This is a genomic window from Pseudomonas sp. FW300-N2F2 (assembly GCF_017351655.1).
Taxonomy (GTDB): domain Bacteria; phylum Pseudomonadota; class Gammaproteobacteria; order Pseudomonadales; family Pseudomonadaceae; genus Aquipseudomonas; species Aquipseudomonas fluorescens_AA.
In genome coordinates this window covers 23947-40573 of sequence record NZ_JACNDQ010000003.1, presented here as the reverse complement: position 1 = coordinate 40573, position 16627 = coordinate 23947, and the positions used below count along the sequence as shown (strand labels likewise).

Below are 16627 nucleotides of genomic sequence, written 5' to 3'. Positions count from 1 at the left end.
GGTGTGACCGCAATATCTGCGACAACACAACCCCCCTGTGGGAGCGAGCTTGCTCGCGATGGCGGTATATCAGTCCATATTGATGTCGACTGACCTGTCGCCTTCGCGAGCAAGCTCGCTCCCACAGGGTCCAGGGCAGGTTCAGATTGTGGTCAACCCGCGCAATCGCTCGATGTCGAGGATTTCGATCTCGCCATACCCCAAGTGGAGAATGCCTTGGGCCTGCAAGTCCTTGAGGATCTGGTTGGTGGTCTGGCGGGACAGCGAGAGCATCAGCGCCAGTTGCTCCTGAGGCAGTTGCAAGACCCGGCGCGGCGGTTCGATTTCGCCGTAGCCTTCGGCGATCAGCAGCAGGCGGTGGGCCACGCGGGCCGGGGCGGACATCAGGCTCAGGTGTTCGAGGTTGATGAAGGTCAGGCGCAGTTTGTGACTCATCAACAATGCCAGATGCCGCCAATAGATCGGTTGCGCTTGCAGGAAGGCCAGCAATGGCGCCTGGGGCACGTGCAGCAGCGTACATTGACCCACTACGATCGCATCATGGGTCCGTGGCTGGCCATCGAACAGGCAGATTTCACCGAACCAGTGAGGTGCCTCCACCACGCTCAGCAACGCCTCCTTACCCTGCTCGTTCACCGCACCGACGCGCACCGCGCCTTCCAGCACGGCATACAGCCCACAGGGTGGATCGCCGCGCTGGAACAGCCGATGCCCCGCTGGCAGGCGGCGCACTCGCGCCATGCCCAGCAGACTATTCTGTAACTCATCAGGCAGATGGCTGTACCAGTGGCCGGCCATCAGGTGTGAGTGCCAGGGATGCGAATTCATGGAAACTCCGGGACAAGTGTCGGCTAACTGACAGAACGCCTCGTGGTACCCGGGCATCATGCAGGCATCACCTCAGGAGGAACAACAATGAAAAGCCTCGTCGATCATCTCAGTCAATACGCTGCTTATCACCGAGACCCGCGCAACATCGCCAGTCATTTCATCGGGATTCCGCTGATCTTCGTCGCCGTCGCCGTGCTGCTGTCACGACCTGGTTGGCCGCTGGGCGCGATCCTGATATCTCCGGCATTGCTGGTGGCCGTGGCCAGTGCCTGGTTCTATCTACGCCTGGAAGTGCGACTGGGTGTGCTGATGACGGTGCTGCTGGGCCTGGCGGTATGGCTGGGTCAGACACTGGCCGCACAAAGCACAGCGGTGTGGTTGAGCAGTGGCCTGGGGATGTTCGTGGTGGGCTGGGTGATCCAGTTCGTCGGCCACTATTACGAAGGCCGCAAGCCGGCGTTCGTCGACGACCTCACCGGGCTGATTGTCGGGCCGTTGTTCGTGGTGGTGGAAGCAGGCTTCCTGCTGGGGCTTCGCGGCGAACTGAAGCGGGCCATCGAAGAGCGCGCCGGGCCGGTTGCCGTGCGCAACCAGCGTTCGGCGGCGTGAAAAAACCATGCCCCTCTGTGGGAGCGAGCTTGCTCGCGATAGCGCTCGGCCAGACACATCCGTGTCGACTGATCCACCGCTATCGCGAGCAAGCTCGCTCCCACAAGAGTCAAGCCTTACCGCTCAAGCGTTACAGGGCTCCGAATTCGATCCGTATCGTCAGCGCACCGGTGTTATCTTTCAAGCCAGATCCGTACTGCCCGGTCAGGTCATCGTTGATGCACAGTTGCAGCTCCCCTTGCTGATTGCCCGGAACCTGCGCCAGATCACCCACCAGGAACGGCTTGCCACCGTTGCCCACGCGACCGATCAAGGCGCCTTCGGCGGCACCGGGCAAGGCATAACTGCTGTAGTCGATGTGCCGCGAACCGCCATTTCCATCGACATTGCCGCCCTGCGGACTGGCACACCATAGCCCACTGACGTAGCGGACCAAACGCGGTACCAACCCGTTGACCTGCACGCCAGTGCCCTGCCAGGCGATGTTGGATTGGACCTGCATCGTCACCGCCTTCAGGTCGTTGGCTATGGTGTCCCCGGCCTGGAACGACAACGCCGCAATCGTCAGGCTCGGGTTCGAGGTGCCGGTGCTGGGGAAGACGCCATCGCCCACCAGGAACAGGTTCTTGTGGTCCCAACTGCGCTGGTACTTGTCCACCACCGACTTGGTCGAATCATCACCCATGCGGTAGGTGCCCATCAGGTGCCCGGCGCCCTGGAAGGTGTAATCCTCTTCTTTGTACCTGAACTTCCCTTGGCCAATGGGTGCCGTCAGCTCCACGGCGCCGAGCAGGTTCTGGATGATATGGCTCGCCAATGCCTTCGCCTGCCTGAAGCCTTCCTTGGTGTAATCGGACAGGTCGTAGTGGATTTCCGGCCGAAGAATGCCGAGCCCGTCCGTGAGCTTGTCCGTCGAGGGCACGATGTAGCTCTTGGCCTTGTCGGGCTCCTTCTCCACCTGCTCCACCAAAAAGCCGATCCGGAACTGGCGGATGAACAGGTCGTTGAGCCGTTGAATCAGGGCCGTGCCGTAAAGCGCTTCAGTGGGCGGCGACGGGTTCTTTTTCGATGGCAACGGGTTGGTGCAGCTTTTGTTCTTGCCGTCGATAAAATCGGCCACGGTGACGTAAGGGTCGCCCACCGGCCAGTTCCAACCCTCGTTGCCGATTTCGATGCGCCACGCCGCTCGCTGGCTGCGAAAGTCGCCGTCACGCAGGCTCTCGATGCCCGCCGTGGACACCGGCCCCCGGTACGGGAACACCGTCTTGCCTTCCGGCATCAGCCCCCACGCCAGGTAAATCGGATGGTCGGACAGGCTGCGCCCGACCTGGCCGCTGCTGTTGGCCACGCCATCGGGCCAGGCCGGGGTCTTGGAGTTGAGCAGCAATTTAGGGGTCTCGATGGCATGGGCCGCGATCACGTAACGCTGCCCGATGGCCACGCCGGTGCCCGTCTTCGGTCCCTCGCCAAGCTGGTATTGAATGAATTCGACGCCATTGATGTTCTTGTCCGGGCCCACGGTCACTTTGCTGGCCACGGTCCGGTACATGACCCGGACCTTGCCGGTGGCCAGGGCCTTGTTCAGGGTCACGGTGGCGTCGTACTTGGCCTGGATCGGGCAGATCGGCGTGCAGTTGGTATTGCCGGCACACACCCGGCGCCCGGCATAGGGCTGGGAGTTGCGCCCGGCCGGGGTCGGACTGACCACCAGCGGCAACCCGTCGAAGCTCTTGCCGGTCACGGCCGTGACAAAACTGCCATCGACCAACGACAACGGAATGCTGTGCATCGGGAATGAATAGCCCTCGGGGAATGTCATGCCCAGGTAGGCCTGGTCGGCGACATTGGCCGACACCCCGATTTCCGCCTCCGCCCGGCAATAGGCGCTTTGCAGGTCGTCGTAGCCGATCGGCCAATCCACCCCGACGCCGTACTTGCTCTTCAGGCGGAAATCGTTCGGCACCATGCGCAGGCACGTCCCGACCCAGTGCCAGGTCGTACCGCCGCCCACCCGTTCATAAGTGCTGTTGAAGGGCAGCGGGCCCTTCTGCACCAGGTAGCTGGTTTCCGGCTTGTTCCAGCCAAGGATCAGGTCGGCGATGGTCGCTCGAGGCGCATTTTCCTTGCTCGGGTCACGCGGCGAGTCCAGGGTCGACACTGGCGGATAGGGCGACTCCGGGGTCTTCAGGGTGGCGGTGTAGAAACGCTCCAGGTATTGCGCACGGTTGGCCGGGACCTCCGGACCCGATTCGAGCACCAGCACATCCACGCCAGCCATGCCCAACTGATAAGCGATGATGCTGCCGGCCAGCCCCGCGCCAACGATGATCACCTCGGCTTGTTCGGTACTCATGACGAGGCTCCTTGCGTGTTGGCAGGCACGCCGGTGTAGTCCTCAAGGCTCGGTGGCGTGGTGTTCCAATAACCGAAAAACATCTCGCTGTAGCCCATGGGATGGGCCTGGGCAATTTTCCAGGCCCAGCTCTGGATGTAGGCCTGGTCGGACACCACCGTCGAATCGGTCGAGGCGTAGTTACCGGTGGCATAGGGCTGATACCAGACGCCCAACAACCACAGCTTCATGATCGAACGCGCGGCGCGGGCCGCTTGCGTGACAGCCGGGTTCGATCCGTTCATCAGCACCGCTTGGGCGATCTGGTCAGGGGGCACATTGTCCGCCGCCAGCGTGGCGTACTGAGTCAGCAAGGCGTTGAGTACATCAGGGGTGATACGCGGGGTGATGAACGCGAGAAAAGTTGGCGGCAGCCCCACCTGGTCGATCGCCGGTGCCAGCCGATCCACGGGAATGCCAGTCAGGGCCGAAGACAGGCCTACGAAATTGTCCAGATCACTGCTCATGGTTGACTCCTTGTCCGCCAGTGGACTGTGCACGTTCGAGTAAATAGGTGAAATCCGCGAAGCTGGTGCGCGCAGACTCGGTGACATGGGTGGCCGCGTTGCCGTGACAGGCCATGCAACTGGAGGACGCCTGGGGCACGGTGCCCTGGATATAGGTTTCCAGCGTGGCGTTGGCCAGGAACAACGGCGCGGGGCTGCCCAGCGGGTTGGCGGCCGATACCTGGCAGTTCTTGGGCGGGTCTGACGGCCACTGGGTACTGATCAGTTGATAGTTCGCCCAGACACTCTGCTTGTTCACCGTACGCAACAGCGTTTGATAGGTGGTATTGAGGTTTTTGGTGGCTTCGGTCAGCGGCACTTCCCGCACGATCTGCGAGGGTGTCGCCTTGACTGCCGGGTTCCACGGCCGTGGCGGCGGCTGGTTGATGTCGCTTTTGCTGGCCGCGTTGTAGAACAGATAAGGCCCCGTGCGCTGGGCCACAGGCGTGGTTTTTTCCGGCACGTTTTTCACATGCTCGAAGGTTGACCAGACCCATTGCGCCGCGCTGGTAGTCTTATGAACCATATGCAATCCCACCAACCCGACCGGCTCGGACACGCATGACTCCGCGACGATCGGCCCATGGCTCGGGTCGTTGTTGCCCGGGGTGTAGACCAGTGCATCGACGGTATGGAAATCCTGGCGGTTGTCGTTGGGGCCCAGCACTTTCCACGATGCCTTCACCATCACCGCGCCGACCTGTTTGGTCTGGGTGGAACCACAGCTGAACGCCACGGTGTTGTTCGGATTGGCGGCGAAGAATTTCTGCTGGCCTTCGATGCTGTACAGGCCGTTGTCGACGATGCCGTCGAACATCGATTGGTTGACCACGATTTCGTTGCGCGTATAGGTACCGTTCTGGTCCACCAGCGGGCCGCTCTCGAAGGGCTGGATAAACTCATCCAGCACATCGGGCACCTTGCCCATCTGCTGCAACAGGCGACCGGGCTTGAGCGACTTGCACGCTTCAGGGAGAGTCGCCGATGCGTTCCAGGGCAGCGGCGTCTGGCCCTTGGCGCGGAAAATCTGGTAGCTCTCTTTCCAGCTCTCCCACACGGTGGCGCCATCCTGCTTGCCGATAGGCGTGCCGGTATTCGGATCACCGTTATCCAGCGCCGGCCAGTTCAGGGCGATGAAGGTCTGCCACGACAGCTCATCGAAATCGGCTTGCAGGCTGACCAGTGAAACGGGGTGGGTCACCGTGACATCGAAGGGTATCTGGGGGGACAACGCAGGGGCGGCGCTGGCGGCCGGGACCAGCAAGACGCTTAATAATGCATAGCCAAACGGGCCATGCCGACTGACTTCCATTCTCATACTCATCTCCTTGGCATCAGGGTGCCAGGAGATAACACCGGTCCGTCGTTGGACTCTCTCTCGCCTCCTGGCAAGTCAGAGTCTAGGTAGGGTTTGAGATGGGAAAAGGCGTTGAAGTAGAACCAATCGAAGCAAGGCTGGGTAGAGTTATTCAGATTCTGATCGGGGGCAGTGAGGACGCCATCGCGAGCAAGCTCGCTCCCACAATCGATCTCCATAGGTACACAAATAGTGTGTTCACTGAAGTTCTACTGTGGGAGCGAGCTTGCTCGCGATGCTTTTAGAGGTTGGAAACCTTCTGCCAGACCTTCGGCTTGAAGAACAGCGTCTCGCCCTTCGCCAGGCCCACCAGGCTGTCATGGTCCTTCACCACTTCCGCCTCGATCAGTTCGCTCTGGCCTTCCACCTTCAACGTCACCCGAGTGGTCGCGCCCAGCGGGCGAATGTCGCGCACTTCGGCGGCGTGGTGGTCTTCCAGCTCCGAGCGCGACAGCGAGACTTCGTGAGGACGGAACAGCACATGCTGGTCCTCCCCCAAGTGCAGGCGGTTCGAGTCACCGAGGAAGTGGTACACAAAATCACTGGCCGGGTTTTCGTAGACATCGCCCGGCGAGCCGATCTGCTCGATCACGCCCTTGTTCATCACCACGATCCGGTCGGCGACTTCCATGGCCTCTTCCTGGTCGTGGGTCACGAACACCGAGGTCAGGTTGATGTCCTCGTGCAGGCGCGCCAGCCAGCGGCGCAGTTCCTTGCGGACCTTGGCGTCGAGGGCGCCGAACGGTTCGTCCAGCAACAGTACCTTGGGTTCCACAGCCAGGGCGCGGGCCAGGGCGATCCGCTGACGCTGGCCGCCGGACAGCTGCTCCGGGTAGCGGTCGGCGAGCCAGTCCAGTTGCACCATGTTCAGCAGTTCGTGGACCTTGGTCGCGATCTGGCTTTCGTTCGGGCGCTGGTTCTTGGGCTTCATGCGCAGGCCGAAGGCGACGTTGTCGAACACCGTCATGTGACGGAACAAGGCGTAGTGCTGGAATACGAAACCGACGTTGCGATCACGCACGTCGTGGCCGGACACGTCCTCGCCGTGGAACACGATGTTGCCATGGTCCGGGGTTTCGAGGCCGGCGATGATCCGCAGCAACGTGGTCTTGCCGCAACCCGACGGCCCCAGCAGCGCGACCAATTCACCGCTCTGGATGTCCAGACTGATGTCGTCCAGGGCCCTGAAGGCGTTGAAATTCTTGCTGACGTTACGGACTTCGATCGACATGACTTATTCCTCCGCGGCGCTGGCGCGCAGGCGGTTGATTCGGTTTTCGCTCCACTGCTTGAGCAGCAGGATGAAGAGCGCCAGGATCAGCAACAGGCTCGCCACAGCGAACGCGGCCACGTGGTTGTATTCGTTGTAGAGGATCTCGACGTGCAGCGGCAGGGTGTTGGTCACCCCACGAATGTGCCCGGACACCACCGACACCGCGCCGAACTCGCCCATGGCCCGGGCGGTACACAGCACCACGCCATAGATCAGCCCCCACTTGATGTTCGGCACGGTGACATGCCAGAACATCTGCCAGCCATTGGCGCCCAGCAGGCGCGCGGCCTCTTCTTCCTGGGTGCCTTGTTCCTGCATCAGTGGGATCAGCTCACGGGCCACGAACGGCACCGTGACGAAGATGGTCGCCAGGACGATGCCCGGCAGCGCGAACACGATCTGGATGTCGTGATCCGACAGCCACGGCCCGAACAGGCCCTGGGCGCCGAACATCAGCACGTAGACCAGGCCCGCGATCACCGGCGACACCGAGAACGGCAGGTCGATCAGCGTTACCAGCATGCTCTTGCCGCGGAATGAATATTTGCTCACGCACCACGCGGCACTGACGCCGAACACCAGGTTCAGTGGCACCGAGATCAGCACGGCGATCACCGTGAGCTTCAAAGCCGACAATGCGTCGGGTTCGAAGATCGCGGTAAAGAATGCCCCCAGGCCGGACTTCAGCCCTTGGGACACCACGATGAACAGCGGCAACAGCAAAAACAGCGCGAAAATCAGCCAGCCAAGGCCGATCAGCACGCGCCGCGACGTCGCACTGCCGCGACGGGCGGCGTTGGTGGAGGCTGCGGAAATAGACGATTGGGACATGTTCGCGCCTCCTTATGGGGTTTCGATGCGCCGCTGCAGCAGGTTGATCAGCAGCAACAGGACGAAGGAAACCACCAGCATCAGCACGCCGATGGAGGTGGCGCCGGTGTAGTCGTATTGGTCGAGCTTGACCATGATCAACAGCGGCAGGATCTCGGTTTTCATCGGCATGTTGCCGGCGATGAAAATCACCGAACCGTACTCGCCCACGCCACGGGCAAAGGCCAGGGCGAAGCCAGTCAACCAGGCCGGCAACAACGCCGGCACGAGGATGTGGCGGAACACCTGCCACGGCTTGGCACCCAGGCAGGCGGCGGCTTCTTCGACTTCACGGGGAATATCGGCCAGCACCGGCTGCACCGTGCGCACCACGAACGGCAACGTCACGAAGGTCAGCGCCAGGGTGATACCCAACGGGGTGTAGGCGATCTTGAAGCCCAGGTCGGTGGCGAACTGGCCAACCAGGCCGGTCGGCGCATACAACGCCGTCAACGCAATACCGGCCACGGCGGTGGGCAGGGCGAACGGCAGATCGATCATCGCGTCGATGATCTTGCGGCCGGGGAAGGTGTAGCGCACCAGCACCCAGGCCAGCAGCGTACCGATCACGCCATTGATGATCGCGGCGTACAGCGCGGTACCGAAACTGAGTTTCAAGGCCGCCAGCACCCGCGGCGCCGAGATGATCGCCCAGAACTGTTCCCAGGTGAGTTGGGCGGCATGCACGAACATCGCCGCCAGGGGTATGAGCACAATCAGACTGAGGTACACCAGGGTGTAGCCCAGCGTCAGCCCGAAGCCGGGTATGACGGGGGATATGCGACGCGACATAGAAGTCCTTGATTTACTGTGGGAGCGAGCTTGCTCGCGATAGCGGCGCATCAGTCAACATCAATGCAAACTGAACCGACACCATCGCGAGCAAGCTCACTCCCACAGGTTTGTGGCTTAACTGGCAGGCACTAAGACAAAACCCAGCTTACTGCGCCTGATAGATCTGGTCGAACACGCCGCCATCGTTGAAGAATTTCGGTTGGGCCGTTTTCCAGCCGCCGAAGTCCTTGTCAATGGTCACCAGCTCCAGTTTCGGGAATTGGCGGGAGTACTTGGCGGCCACGTCCTTGTCACGTGGACGATAGAAGTTTTTCGCGGCGATTTCCTGGCCGGCCGGGCTGTACAGGTGCTTGAGGTATGCCTCGGCGATCTCGGCATTGCCCTTTTTCTCGGCGTTCTTGTCCACCACCGCCACCGGCGGTTCGGCGAGGATCGACAACGACGGCACAACGATGTCGAACTTGTCGGCGCCACCGTCTTCCTTCAGCGCCAGGAAGGCTTCGTTTTCCCAGGCCAGCAACACGTCGCCCTGACCGTTGTTGACGAAAGTAATGGTCGAGCCACGGGCGCCGGTGTCGAGGATCGGCACGTGCTTGAACAGCGCCTGCACGTATTCCTTGGCCTTGGCTTCGTCACCCCCGTTGGCCTTCAGGCCGTAGGCCCAGGCAGCGAGGAAGTTCCAGCGCGCACCGCCGGAGGTCTTCGGGTTCGGGGTGATGACCGACACGTCGTTCTTGATCAGGTCGCCCCAATCCTTGATGCCCTTGGGGTTGCCCTTGCGCACCAGGAACACGATGGTGGACGTGTAAGGCGTGCTGGCATCCGGCAGGCGTGTTTGCCAGTCCGCTGGCAGGGACTTGCCCAGCTTGGCGATTTCATCGATGTCGCCGGCCAGGGCCAGGGTCACCACGTCGGCCCGCAGACCGTCGATCACCGCCCGACCTTGCTTGCCCGAACCACCGTGGGACTGCTGGATCTTCACGCTGTCGTCCGGGTGCGCTTTCTTCCAGAAATTGACGAATTCGGCGTTGTAATCCTGGTAAAGCTCGCGCGTCGGGTCGTAGGACACGTTGAGCAGCTCGTAATCCTTGGCGACGGCGGAACCTGCAAAAACAGCACTGGCCAGGGCGGCCAGGGCATAACGACGAATGGACGACATGGTGAAAGCTCCTGGAATTCTGGTTTTCTTATGGCTTATAAATCGTGAGACCTGAACAAATCGAACCGCTGTGTGAGCAAAGCTTGCTCGCGATGAAGGCACCACAGTTCCCCAGAAATCGAGGCGCCTGTTTCGCGAGCAAGCTTTGCTCCCACAACCAGACTGTTTCAGCCCGGTTTATGGCTCGGCTGCTGCAAGCGGAATTTTTCCTTGCGTTCGATCTGGACCACCTGGGCGTTGTGCACAGTGATTTCCACTGCCCCAAAGCGTAGATCGCGCAACGCGCTCTGGATCTCGCGCAAGATGGTTGCTTCGTCCTGGCCGTCAACACTACGTAGAGATGCGCTCATGCTGCTGCTCCTTTAAATGAATGCCTGGCAGTGGGCGGCACTGCTTGCGGCGTGGGAGCAATACTAGATAAGTGCGGATATTCTTAAAAAGACTATTTAAGAATTTTTATATAACCAAAATGATATTGAGCTTTCCGCCCCCCTACGGCGGCTGTGATTGCGCCATCGCGAGCAAGCTCGCTCCCACAGGGGAAGCGGGTTAGCGCGCATATCACAGGCAACACAAAACAACGGTGGGAGCGAGCTCGCGATAGCCGAGTGTCAGTCAACATCAATGCCACTGACGATCAAGCAATGACCGGCGCGCAGTCCCAATCCAACTGCGCAGCCGCCACCGGCCGACCAAACCAGTAGCCCTGCCCCAGCTCACACGCCTGCCCAAGCAAAAAGGCCGCTTGCTCGCGCTGCTCAATACCCTCGGCATGCACTTGCATGCCCATGCTGTGGGCCAGGGCGATGATCACCCGGACGATCGCCGCGTCATCTTCATCCCACGGCAACCCCGCGACAAAGCCCTGATCAATCTTGAGCTTCTGCACCGGCAAGCGTTTGAGCCGCAGCAGCGACGAATAACCCGTGCCGAAATCGTCGATGGCCAGGCGCACGCCCAATTCCCGCAGGCGGTGCATCTGCTCCAGCGCCACCTCCGGGTCTTCCATCACCGCGCTTTCCGTCACTTCCAGTTCCAGGCAGGCCGGATCCAGGCCCGTGTCGTGCAACACCTGGGCAACCTGCTCGTACAATTCGCGATGGGCAAACAACCGACTCGAGACGTTGACGGCGACGAACGACAACGCCACGCCCGCCTGCTGCCACCGGCACATCTGCCGACAAGCCTGGTCCATGACCCAGGCATCGACCTGGGCAATCAGGCCGGTACGCTCGGCGATGGGAATGAACTCGGCCGGCGACACCAGCCCCCGCGTGGGATGCTCCCAGCGCACCAGCGCCTCGACACCGATCAGACGGCTGCTCGCCAAGTCGTGTACTGGCTGGTAATAAACGCGCAACTCCTGCTGCTGCAGCGCGCGACGCAGTTCGAAGGCAATTTCGACCCGTTGCTGCGCATGGGCGGTAAGTTCTTCGGTATACAGGGCGTAGCCATCGCGTCCGGCGCTCTTGGCCTTGAACAACGCCGAATCGGCATTGCGCAACAGTTGCCCGGCGTTCAGGGCATCACCGGGGAACAGGCTGATGCCGATGCTGGCGTTGATGAACAACGCGTGCTCATCGAACCGCAGCGGTTCTTTCAAGGCGTCGAGGATGCGCCGGGCCAACGCCGCGGCCTGGCCAGGCTGGGAGCAGTTTTCCACCAACACCGCAAATTCGTCACCCCCCAGCCGGGCCAGGGTCACGCCCGGGGCAAACAGCCCGCGAAATCGCTCGGCCACGCCTTTGAGCAACTCGTCGCCGACGTTGTGGCCGAGGCTGTCATTGATGTTCTTGAAGTGATCCAGGTCCACCAGCAACAGGGCACAGCCACGCTTGTGCAACTGCGCCGACGCCAGGGCCTGCTCGGTGCGGTCGGAAAACAGCAGGCGGTTGGGCAAGCCTGTCAGCGGGTCGTGATGGGCCAGGTAGGCCAGTTCGTGCTCGGAATCCTTGATGGCGCTGATGTCCGAAAACACCGCGACATAGTGGCTGACTTGGCCGTTGTCATCATGAATGACGCGGATCGTCTGCCATTGCGGGTAGATCTCACCACTTTTACGCCGATTCCAGATCTCGCCACTCCACTCGCCCAGGCTGGCCAGGGCGGCAAATATGTCGCGATAGAAATCCGGCCCATGGCGACCGGACTTGAACAGATTGGGACGCTGGCCCAGCACTTCGTCCCGGGCATAACCGGTGATCGCCATGAAAGCCCGGTTCACATGCACGATCAAGCCGTTGCGGTCGGTCACCAACACCCCTTCGCGGGTGCAATCGAAGACGGCGGCGGCCTGGCGCAAGCGCTCGCGATCGACACCGTGCTCGCCCTTGGCGAAAAACCGCGAGATCCGCGCCCGGGCCAAGAAGATCAGCCCGGCGCTAAACAGGATCCAGGCATACCCGTTGATCAGGAGCCAGCGCTGCCTGTCGGCGAATTGATCGAAGAAACTGCTCAATAAATAACCAATCAGCTGCAGCCAGACGACTGACAACACGAGGTAAAGCAGCGCTACGCGCATGGCACTGCGTTGATAAGCAGGCATTCGGCCATCCATGTCCCTACAAAGAGGTGGATTATAGAGGAAGAAACATTCAGCCACTCTTATCTGAAAGGCCGACTGGTTTTATCTGTGGGGCTGGTGATAATGCAACGGCGGTTTCTATCTTTATCGAGGGCCCTACAGCCTATGTGGTACGAAGGTTTTCTTGGCTTGTCGGCCTGGTCACTGGTGGCAGTCACCCTGCTGATGACCCACGTCACGATCATTGCCGTCACGGTCTATCTGCACCGTTATTCGGCCCATCGCTCCCTGGAGCTCAACGCCGGTCTCAAACACTTCTTCCGTTTCTGGCTGTGGCTGACCACGGCGCAGAACACCCGCGAGTGGACTGCCATCCACCGCAAGCACCACGCCAAATGCGAAACCGAGGATGACCCTCACAGTCCGGTCATCAAGGGCTTGTCCACCGTGCTGCGCAAAGGCGCCGAGCTGTATCGCGCCGAAGCGGAAAACCCGGAAACCCTGCGCATCTACGGCAAGAACTGCCCCGACGACTGGATCGAGCGCAACCTCTACAGCCGCTTCCCGCTGCTGGGCGTGGCGATCATGGGCGTCATCGACCTGCTGCTGTTCGGCACCATCGGCATCACCATCTGGGCCATCCAGATGATGTGGATTCCCGTCTGGGCCGCTGGCGTGGTCAACGGCCTGGGCCATGCCGTGGGCTACCGCAACTTCGAATGCCGCGACGCGGCGACCAACCTGGTGCCCTGGGGCATCCTGATCGGCGGCGAAGAACTGCACAACAACCACCACACCTACCCCAACTCGGCCAAGCTGTCGGTACGCAAATGGGAGTTCGACCTGGGCTGGGCCTGGATCCGGGTGTTCAGTTTCCTGCGCCTGGCCAAGGTCCAGCGCGTTGCGCCGATCGCCCACCGGGTCGAAGGCAAGGGTCACCTGGACATGGACACGGCCATGGCGATCCTCAACAACCGCTTCCAGATCATGGCGCAGTACCGCCGGCTGGTCATCGCGCCGCTGGTCAAGCAGGAACTGGAAAAAGTCGATCACTCGGTGCGTCACCAGTTCCACCGGGCCAAGCGGCTGCTGTCGCGGGAAACCAGCCTGCTGGACGACCGTCACCACGTGCGAATCCAGAACATGCTCGAACACAGCCAGGCACTGAAGGTAATCTACGAGAAACGCCTGGCCTTGCAGCAGATCTGGGTCAAGACCAGCAGCAACGGCCACGACATGCTCGCCGCCATCAAGGAATGGGTCAACGAGGCCGAAGCCAGCGGCATCCAGTCCCTGCGGGACTTCGCCGACCAGCTCAAGACCTACTCGCTACGGCCTGCCACGGCCTGACCAGGCAACTCCACCACTGTGGATGAGGGCTTTTTTGTGGCGAGGGAGCTCGCTCCCGCTGGGCTGCGCAGCAGCCCTTCTTTTCTTGTGAGCGCTTCGCGCTCAAGCGGGAGCAAGCTCCCTCGCCACAGGTCCAACACTTGGCATCTGACTCGCTAAATCCCCACGCCCTTCGTCGCCTGAAAAGGAACTTCGCCCCGAATCCCCTATCTCAAAGAGCACTTCGCCATCCAGGCGGGATTTGGAGAAAAGTGCGTGCAAAACAACAGCAGTGCACGCTCTTTGAGATTTGTGCCGATGGTCGACAAGAACCTACAGGATTACTCCCTACCTCATTGGCCCGAAGCGGCCCAGACGCTCATGGCGCTGATGCACGCCCAGGGCGAAGTGGCGCGCCTGAGCGAACGTGAGCAACTGTTCAGCTCGCTGCTGGTCAGCGTCAATGCCGTGCTGTGGGCGTTCAACTGGGAAACCCGACAAGTGCTGTATGTCAGCCCCGCCTACGAACGGATCTTCGGCCGCCCCGCCGGCCTGGTCCTGGCTGACTACAACGAATGGCGCGACGCAATCTACCCCGACGACCTGGAGTACGCCGAACGCAGCCTGGCCGAAGTGCTGGTCAAGGGGGCCGTCGAAGACCGTGAATACCGCATCATCGCCGGCGACGGCCAGGTTCGCTGGCTGAGCGACAAATGCTTCATCAACCGCCAGGCCGAGCCCGGGCAACCGGTGATCGTGGTCGGCATCGCCGAGGACATCACCGAAAAGAAGCTCTTGGAAAGTGAGCTGCAGCGATTGGCAACCACCGATGTGCTGACCCAGAGCAGCAATCGCCGGCACTTTTTCGAATGCGCCCACCGTGAATTCGAGCAGGCGCGACTACAAGGGACGCCTATGGCATTCCTGTTGCTGGACATCGATGACTTCAAGGTGATCAACGACACCTACGGTCATCAGGAAGGCGATACCGTGTTGCAGAAAATCGCCGAAAGCGGCCGGTCCGTGCTGCGACGCGGCGACCTGTTCGGGCGGATCGGTGGCGAAGAGTTCGCTGCGGTGTTCCCTGGCTGCCCCCCCGACATGGCATTGCAAGTGGCTGAGCGGTTGCAGCGGGAAATCCAGCGCCTGATGTTCCGCTGCGGCGAACAGACCTTCGGCATTACTGTCAGCCAGGGCCTGACCGCCATCACCCCCGAAGACCAGTCCCTCGACAGCCTGTTCTCCCGCGCCGACGCGGCCATGTACGAGGCCAAGCGCAAGGGGAAGAACCGCATCATCGCGGCCTGACGCCAATCGCCGTGAATTGAACCCAGTCATGCCACGGATCCTGTGGGAGCGAGCTTGCTCGCGATGAGGGCCTGACATTCAATGATGGAGTGACCGTCATGCCGCCATCGCGAGCAAGCTCGCTCCCACAGTTTTGGTTTCGAGGCGGATGCGAAATGCCGAGCCACCGCCAATCCCCTGTGGCGAGGGAGCTTGCTCCCGCTCGGCTGCGCAGCAGTCGCAAAACCGAACAGCGCGTTCTGCCTGTAAGCATGCTGGGGGCCTGCTGCGCAGGCCAGCGGGAGCAAGCTCCCTCGCCACAGGTTCTGGCCTGTCTGGGCTGACGCCATCGCGAGCAAGCTCGCTCCCACAGGGGTTGGGTGGCGGTGCTACTTGCGGCGCAACCGCATCAGTTCCGGCAGTCCGATCTTCAGCAACCGCGCCGTGCGCCCCTGGGCCAGTTCTTCAAGCCCTTCATGCTCGGTCAGATGGGCCATCTGCGCCGCCATGTTCATCACCAGCGCCTCGCGGGAATAAACCCCACCACCCAGGCTATAGGCTGCCGCGATCAACTCACGCAACTCCAGCGGCAGGCGCCAGCGAGTGCGCAGCGCCGAGCCGAAGCCGGCGCCGTATTGATCGAGGGCGTTCCCGACTTCTTCCAACTCATCCAGTTCGCCCCCCGCCTGCGTCCATTCTTCCAGGCAACGCAGTAGCGCCAGGTCGCCCAAACGATGCAACAGCCCCGCGCAGTAACAACGCTCCGGTTCCAGATCCAGCAACCGTGCCAGGATCCGGGCGTACTCGGCGGTGTGCAGTGACAATTCCCAGTAACGCTTGGCATAGTCCGCCAGACAGGGAACGGTGAGCCGGGCGCAGCGCTTGAGGGTCAGGCCGAGGATCAGGTTCATGCTCTGCCCGGTGCCGAGCTGGTGCAGCGCCTGGGCCACAGTCTGCACCGGGCCGCCACCCTGATGCTGGGCAGCGCTATTGGCCGCCGCAATCAGCACCCCGGTGATTTGCGGGTCGGTGCGGACCTCTTCTTCCAGCAGTTTCAGATCCAGGCCCGTGGGGTTGAGGCAGCGCTTGACCGCCACCTGCACATCGGTCATCAGCGGTGCGCCTTCGGACAGATCACGCCGTCGTTCCAGAAAAGCTATCAGGGTCAGCCCCGGGCCGGGGACCGGCACATCGCCGACGGTTTCTTCCGTGCCACTCAACAGCAACCCTTGCAGACGCAGGGTCAGGCTTTCCCGGTTCAACGGCTTGGTCAAATACGCCGTCGGCGCCAGTGGAACGACCTCACGCACACTGGCGCTGTCGTTACGCCGACTCATCAGAATGAACGGCAACGGCGTAGCTCGATGTTGTTGGCGAAGACCACGCAGGATCGTCAGGCCATCGACACCCGGCAGCTCCCAATCGGCGATGACCAGGTCGTACGCGTTATGCGCCAGCAAATCCAGGGCCTGTTGCCCCTCGCCGCAGGTATCCACTCGGGCATCGCAGCGCACGCCCGACAGCACTTGCTCAAGCATCTCCCGGGACGCAGGGTCGGCCTCGGCGATCAACACACGCGGTACAGCGGGTAAAACCACAGCAGTCATGCAACATCGCTCCCTTGCCATACATGCACCTTAGACAATGAAGGCCGTTCCAGACAGCTCAAACCTGCGGGATATGCCCGCGGACATG

At 61.5% G+C, this 16627-nt stretch carries 14 protein-coding genes; 3 read left to right on the top strand and 11 right to left on the bottom strand.

All coding sequences use genetic code 11. The features are described from left to right. Positions 1–141: 141 nt before the first annotated feature. On the bottom strand, positions 142–828 hold the full coding sequence (locus J4E63_RS21135) for a Crp/Fnr family transcriptional regulator (protein ID WP_207283263.1): 687 nt from the start codon (positions 826–828) through the stop codon (positions 142–144). Positions 829–915: 87 nt separating this feature from the next. On the opposite strand from J4E63_RS21135, the gene J4E63_RS21130 reads away from it, so the two are divergent. Then, entirely contained in the window at positions 916–1440 is a 525-nt protein-coding gene (locus J4E63_RS21130) for a DUF962 domain-containing protein (protein WP_207283262.1), read from the top strand. Positions 1441–1570: 130 nt separating this feature from the next. Here the strand turns inward: J4E63_RS21130 and J4E63_RS21125 are convergent, their stop codons facing one another. From J4E63_RS21125 to dibA, 9 genes are all read right to left on the bottom strand, one after another. Then, complete coding sequence (locus J4E63_RS21125) at positions 1571–3793, bottom strand: GMC oxidoreductase (protein WP_207283261.1); 2223 nt, start codon at positions 3791–3793, stop codon at positions 1571–1573. After that, positions 3790–4299, bottom strand: coding sequence for a sorbitol dehydrogenase (locus J4E63_RS21120; protein ID WP_207283260.1), 510 nt, complete (start codon positions 4297–4299; stop codon positions 3790–3792). Before J4E63_RS21120 ends, J4E63_RS21125 begins: the two co-directional genes overlap by 4 nt. Then, the gene (locus J4E63_RS21115; protein ID WP_207283259.1) at positions 4289–5656 is read right to left on the bottom strand and encodes a cytochrome C; all 1368 of its coding nucleotides are present in this window, start codon (positions 5654–5656) and stop codon (positions 4289–4291) included. Before J4E63_RS21115 ends, J4E63_RS21120 begins: the two co-directional genes overlap by 11 nt. Before the next feature lie 280 nt (positions 5657–5936). Further along, positions 5937–6926 carry a sulfate/molybdate ABC transporter ATP-binding protein gene (locus J4E63_RS21110; RefSeq protein ID WP_060739762.1) on the bottom strand — a complete coding sequence of 330 codons (990 nt, stop codon included), beginning with the start codon at positions 6924–6926 and terminating at the stop codon, positions 5937–5939. A 3-nt stretch (positions 6927–6929) separates the two neighbouring features. Then, the gene (gene cysW, locus J4E63_RS21105) at positions 6930–7799 is read right to left on the bottom strand and encodes a sulfate ABC transporter permease subunit CysW (protein WP_192264286.1); all 870 of its coding nucleotides are present in this window, start codon (positions 7797–7799) and stop codon (positions 6930–6932) included. Between the two features lie 12 nt (positions 7800–7811). Then, on the bottom strand, positions 7812–8630 hold the full coding sequence (cysT, locus tag J4E63_RS21100; RefSeq protein WP_013692011.1) for a sulfate ABC transporter permease subunit CysT: 819 nt from the start codon (positions 8628–8630) through the stop codon (positions 7812–7814). 148 nt (positions 8631–8778) lie between these two features. Then, a complete protein-coding gene (locus J4E63_RS21095; protein WP_192264283.1) occupies positions 8779–9792 on the bottom strand; it encodes a sulfate ABC transporter substrate-binding protein in 1014 nt (337 codons plus the stop codon). Between the two features lie 167 nt (positions 9793–9959). Further along, positions 9960–10142, bottom strand: coding sequence for a sulfur starvation response protein OscA (gene oscA, locus J4E63_RS21090; protein ID WP_042732574.1), 183 nt, complete (start codon positions 10140–10142; stop codon positions 9960–9962). Positions 10143–10429: 287 nt separating this feature from the next. Next, entirely contained in the window at positions 10430–12337 is a 1908-nt protein-coding gene (gene dibA, locus J4E63_RS21085; protein WP_207283258.1) for a phosphodiesterase DibA, read from the bottom strand. 144 nt (positions 12338–12481) lie between these two features. On the opposite strand from dibA, the gene desA reads away from it, so the two are divergent. Further along, positions 12482–13666, top strand: coding sequence for a delta-9 fatty acid desaturase DesA (desA, locus tag J4E63_RS21080; protein ID WP_060739765.1), 1185 nt, complete (start codon positions 12482–12484; stop codon positions 13664–13666). A gap of 297 nt (positions 13667–13963) precedes the next feature. After that, on the top strand, positions 13964–14953 hold the full coding sequence (locus J4E63_RS21075) for a sensor domain-containing diguanylate cyclase (protein WP_207283257.1): 990 nt from the start codon (positions 13964–13966) through the stop codon (positions 14951–14953). Between the two features lie 368 nt (positions 14954–15321). Here the strand turns inward: J4E63_RS21075 and J4E63_RS21070 are convergent, their stop codons facing one another. Then, entirely contained in the window at positions 15322–16539 is a 1218-nt protein-coding gene (locus J4E63_RS21070; protein ID WP_207283256.1) for an HDOD domain-containing protein, read from the bottom strand. Between the last annotated feature and the right edge of the window lie 88 nt (positions 16540–16627).

Bases quoted from the DNA above. Each gene is read 5' to 3' on its own strand.
- J4E63_RS21135 (WP_207283263.1), bottom strand. From the start codon at position 828: ATGAATTCGCATCCCTGGCACTCACACCTGATGGCCGGCCACTGGTAC.
- J4E63_RS21130 (WP_207283262.1), top strand. From the start codon at position 916: ATGAAAAGCCTCGTCGATCATCTCAGTCAATACGCTGCTTATCACCGA.
- J4E63_RS21125 (WP_207283261.1), bottom strand. From the start codon at position 3,793: ATGAGTACCGAACAAGCCGAGGTGATCATCGTTGGCGCGGGGCTGGCC.
- J4E63_RS21120 (WP_207283260.1), bottom strand. From the start codon at position 4,299: ATGAGCAGTGATCTGGACAATTTCGTAGGCCTGTCTTCGGCCCTGACT.
- J4E63_RS21115 (WP_207283259.1), bottom strand. From the start codon at position 5,656: ATGAGAATGGAAGTCAGTCGGCATGGCCCGTTTGGCTATGCATTATTA.
- J4E63_RS21110 (WP_060739762.1), bottom strand. From the start codon at position 6,926: ATGTCGATCGAAGTCCGTAACGTCAGCAAGAATTTCAACGCCTTCAGG.
- cysW (WP_192264286.1), bottom strand. From the start codon at position 7,799: ATGTCCCAATCGTCTATTTCCGCAGCCTCCACCAACGCCGCCCGTCGC.
- cysT (WP_013692011.1), bottom strand. From the start codon at position 8,630: ATGTCGCGTCGCATATCCCCCGTCATACCCGGCTTCGGGCTGACGCTG.
- J4E63_RS21095 (WP_192264283.1), bottom strand. From the start codon at position 9,792: ATGTCGTCCATTCGTCGTTATGCCCTGGCCGCCCTGGCCAGTGCTGTT.
- oscA (WP_042732574.1), bottom strand. From the start codon at position 10,142: ATGAGCGCATCTCTACGTAGTGTTGACGGCCAGGACGAAGCAACCATC.
- dibA (WP_207283258.1), bottom strand. From the start codon at position 12,337: ATGCCTGCTTATCAACGCAGTGCCATGCGCGTAGCGCTGCTTTACCTC.
- desA (WP_060739765.1), top strand. From the start codon at position 12,482: ATGTGGTACGAAGGTTTTCTTGGCTTGTCGGCCTGGTCACTGGTGGCA.
- J4E63_RS21075 (WP_207283257.1), top strand. From the start codon at position 13,964: ATGGTCGACAAGAACCTACAGGATTACTCCCTACCTCATTGGCCCGAA.
- J4E63_RS21070 (WP_207283256.1), bottom strand. From the start codon at position 16,539: ATGACTGCTGTGGTTTTACCCGCTGTACCGCGTGTGTTGATCGCCGAG.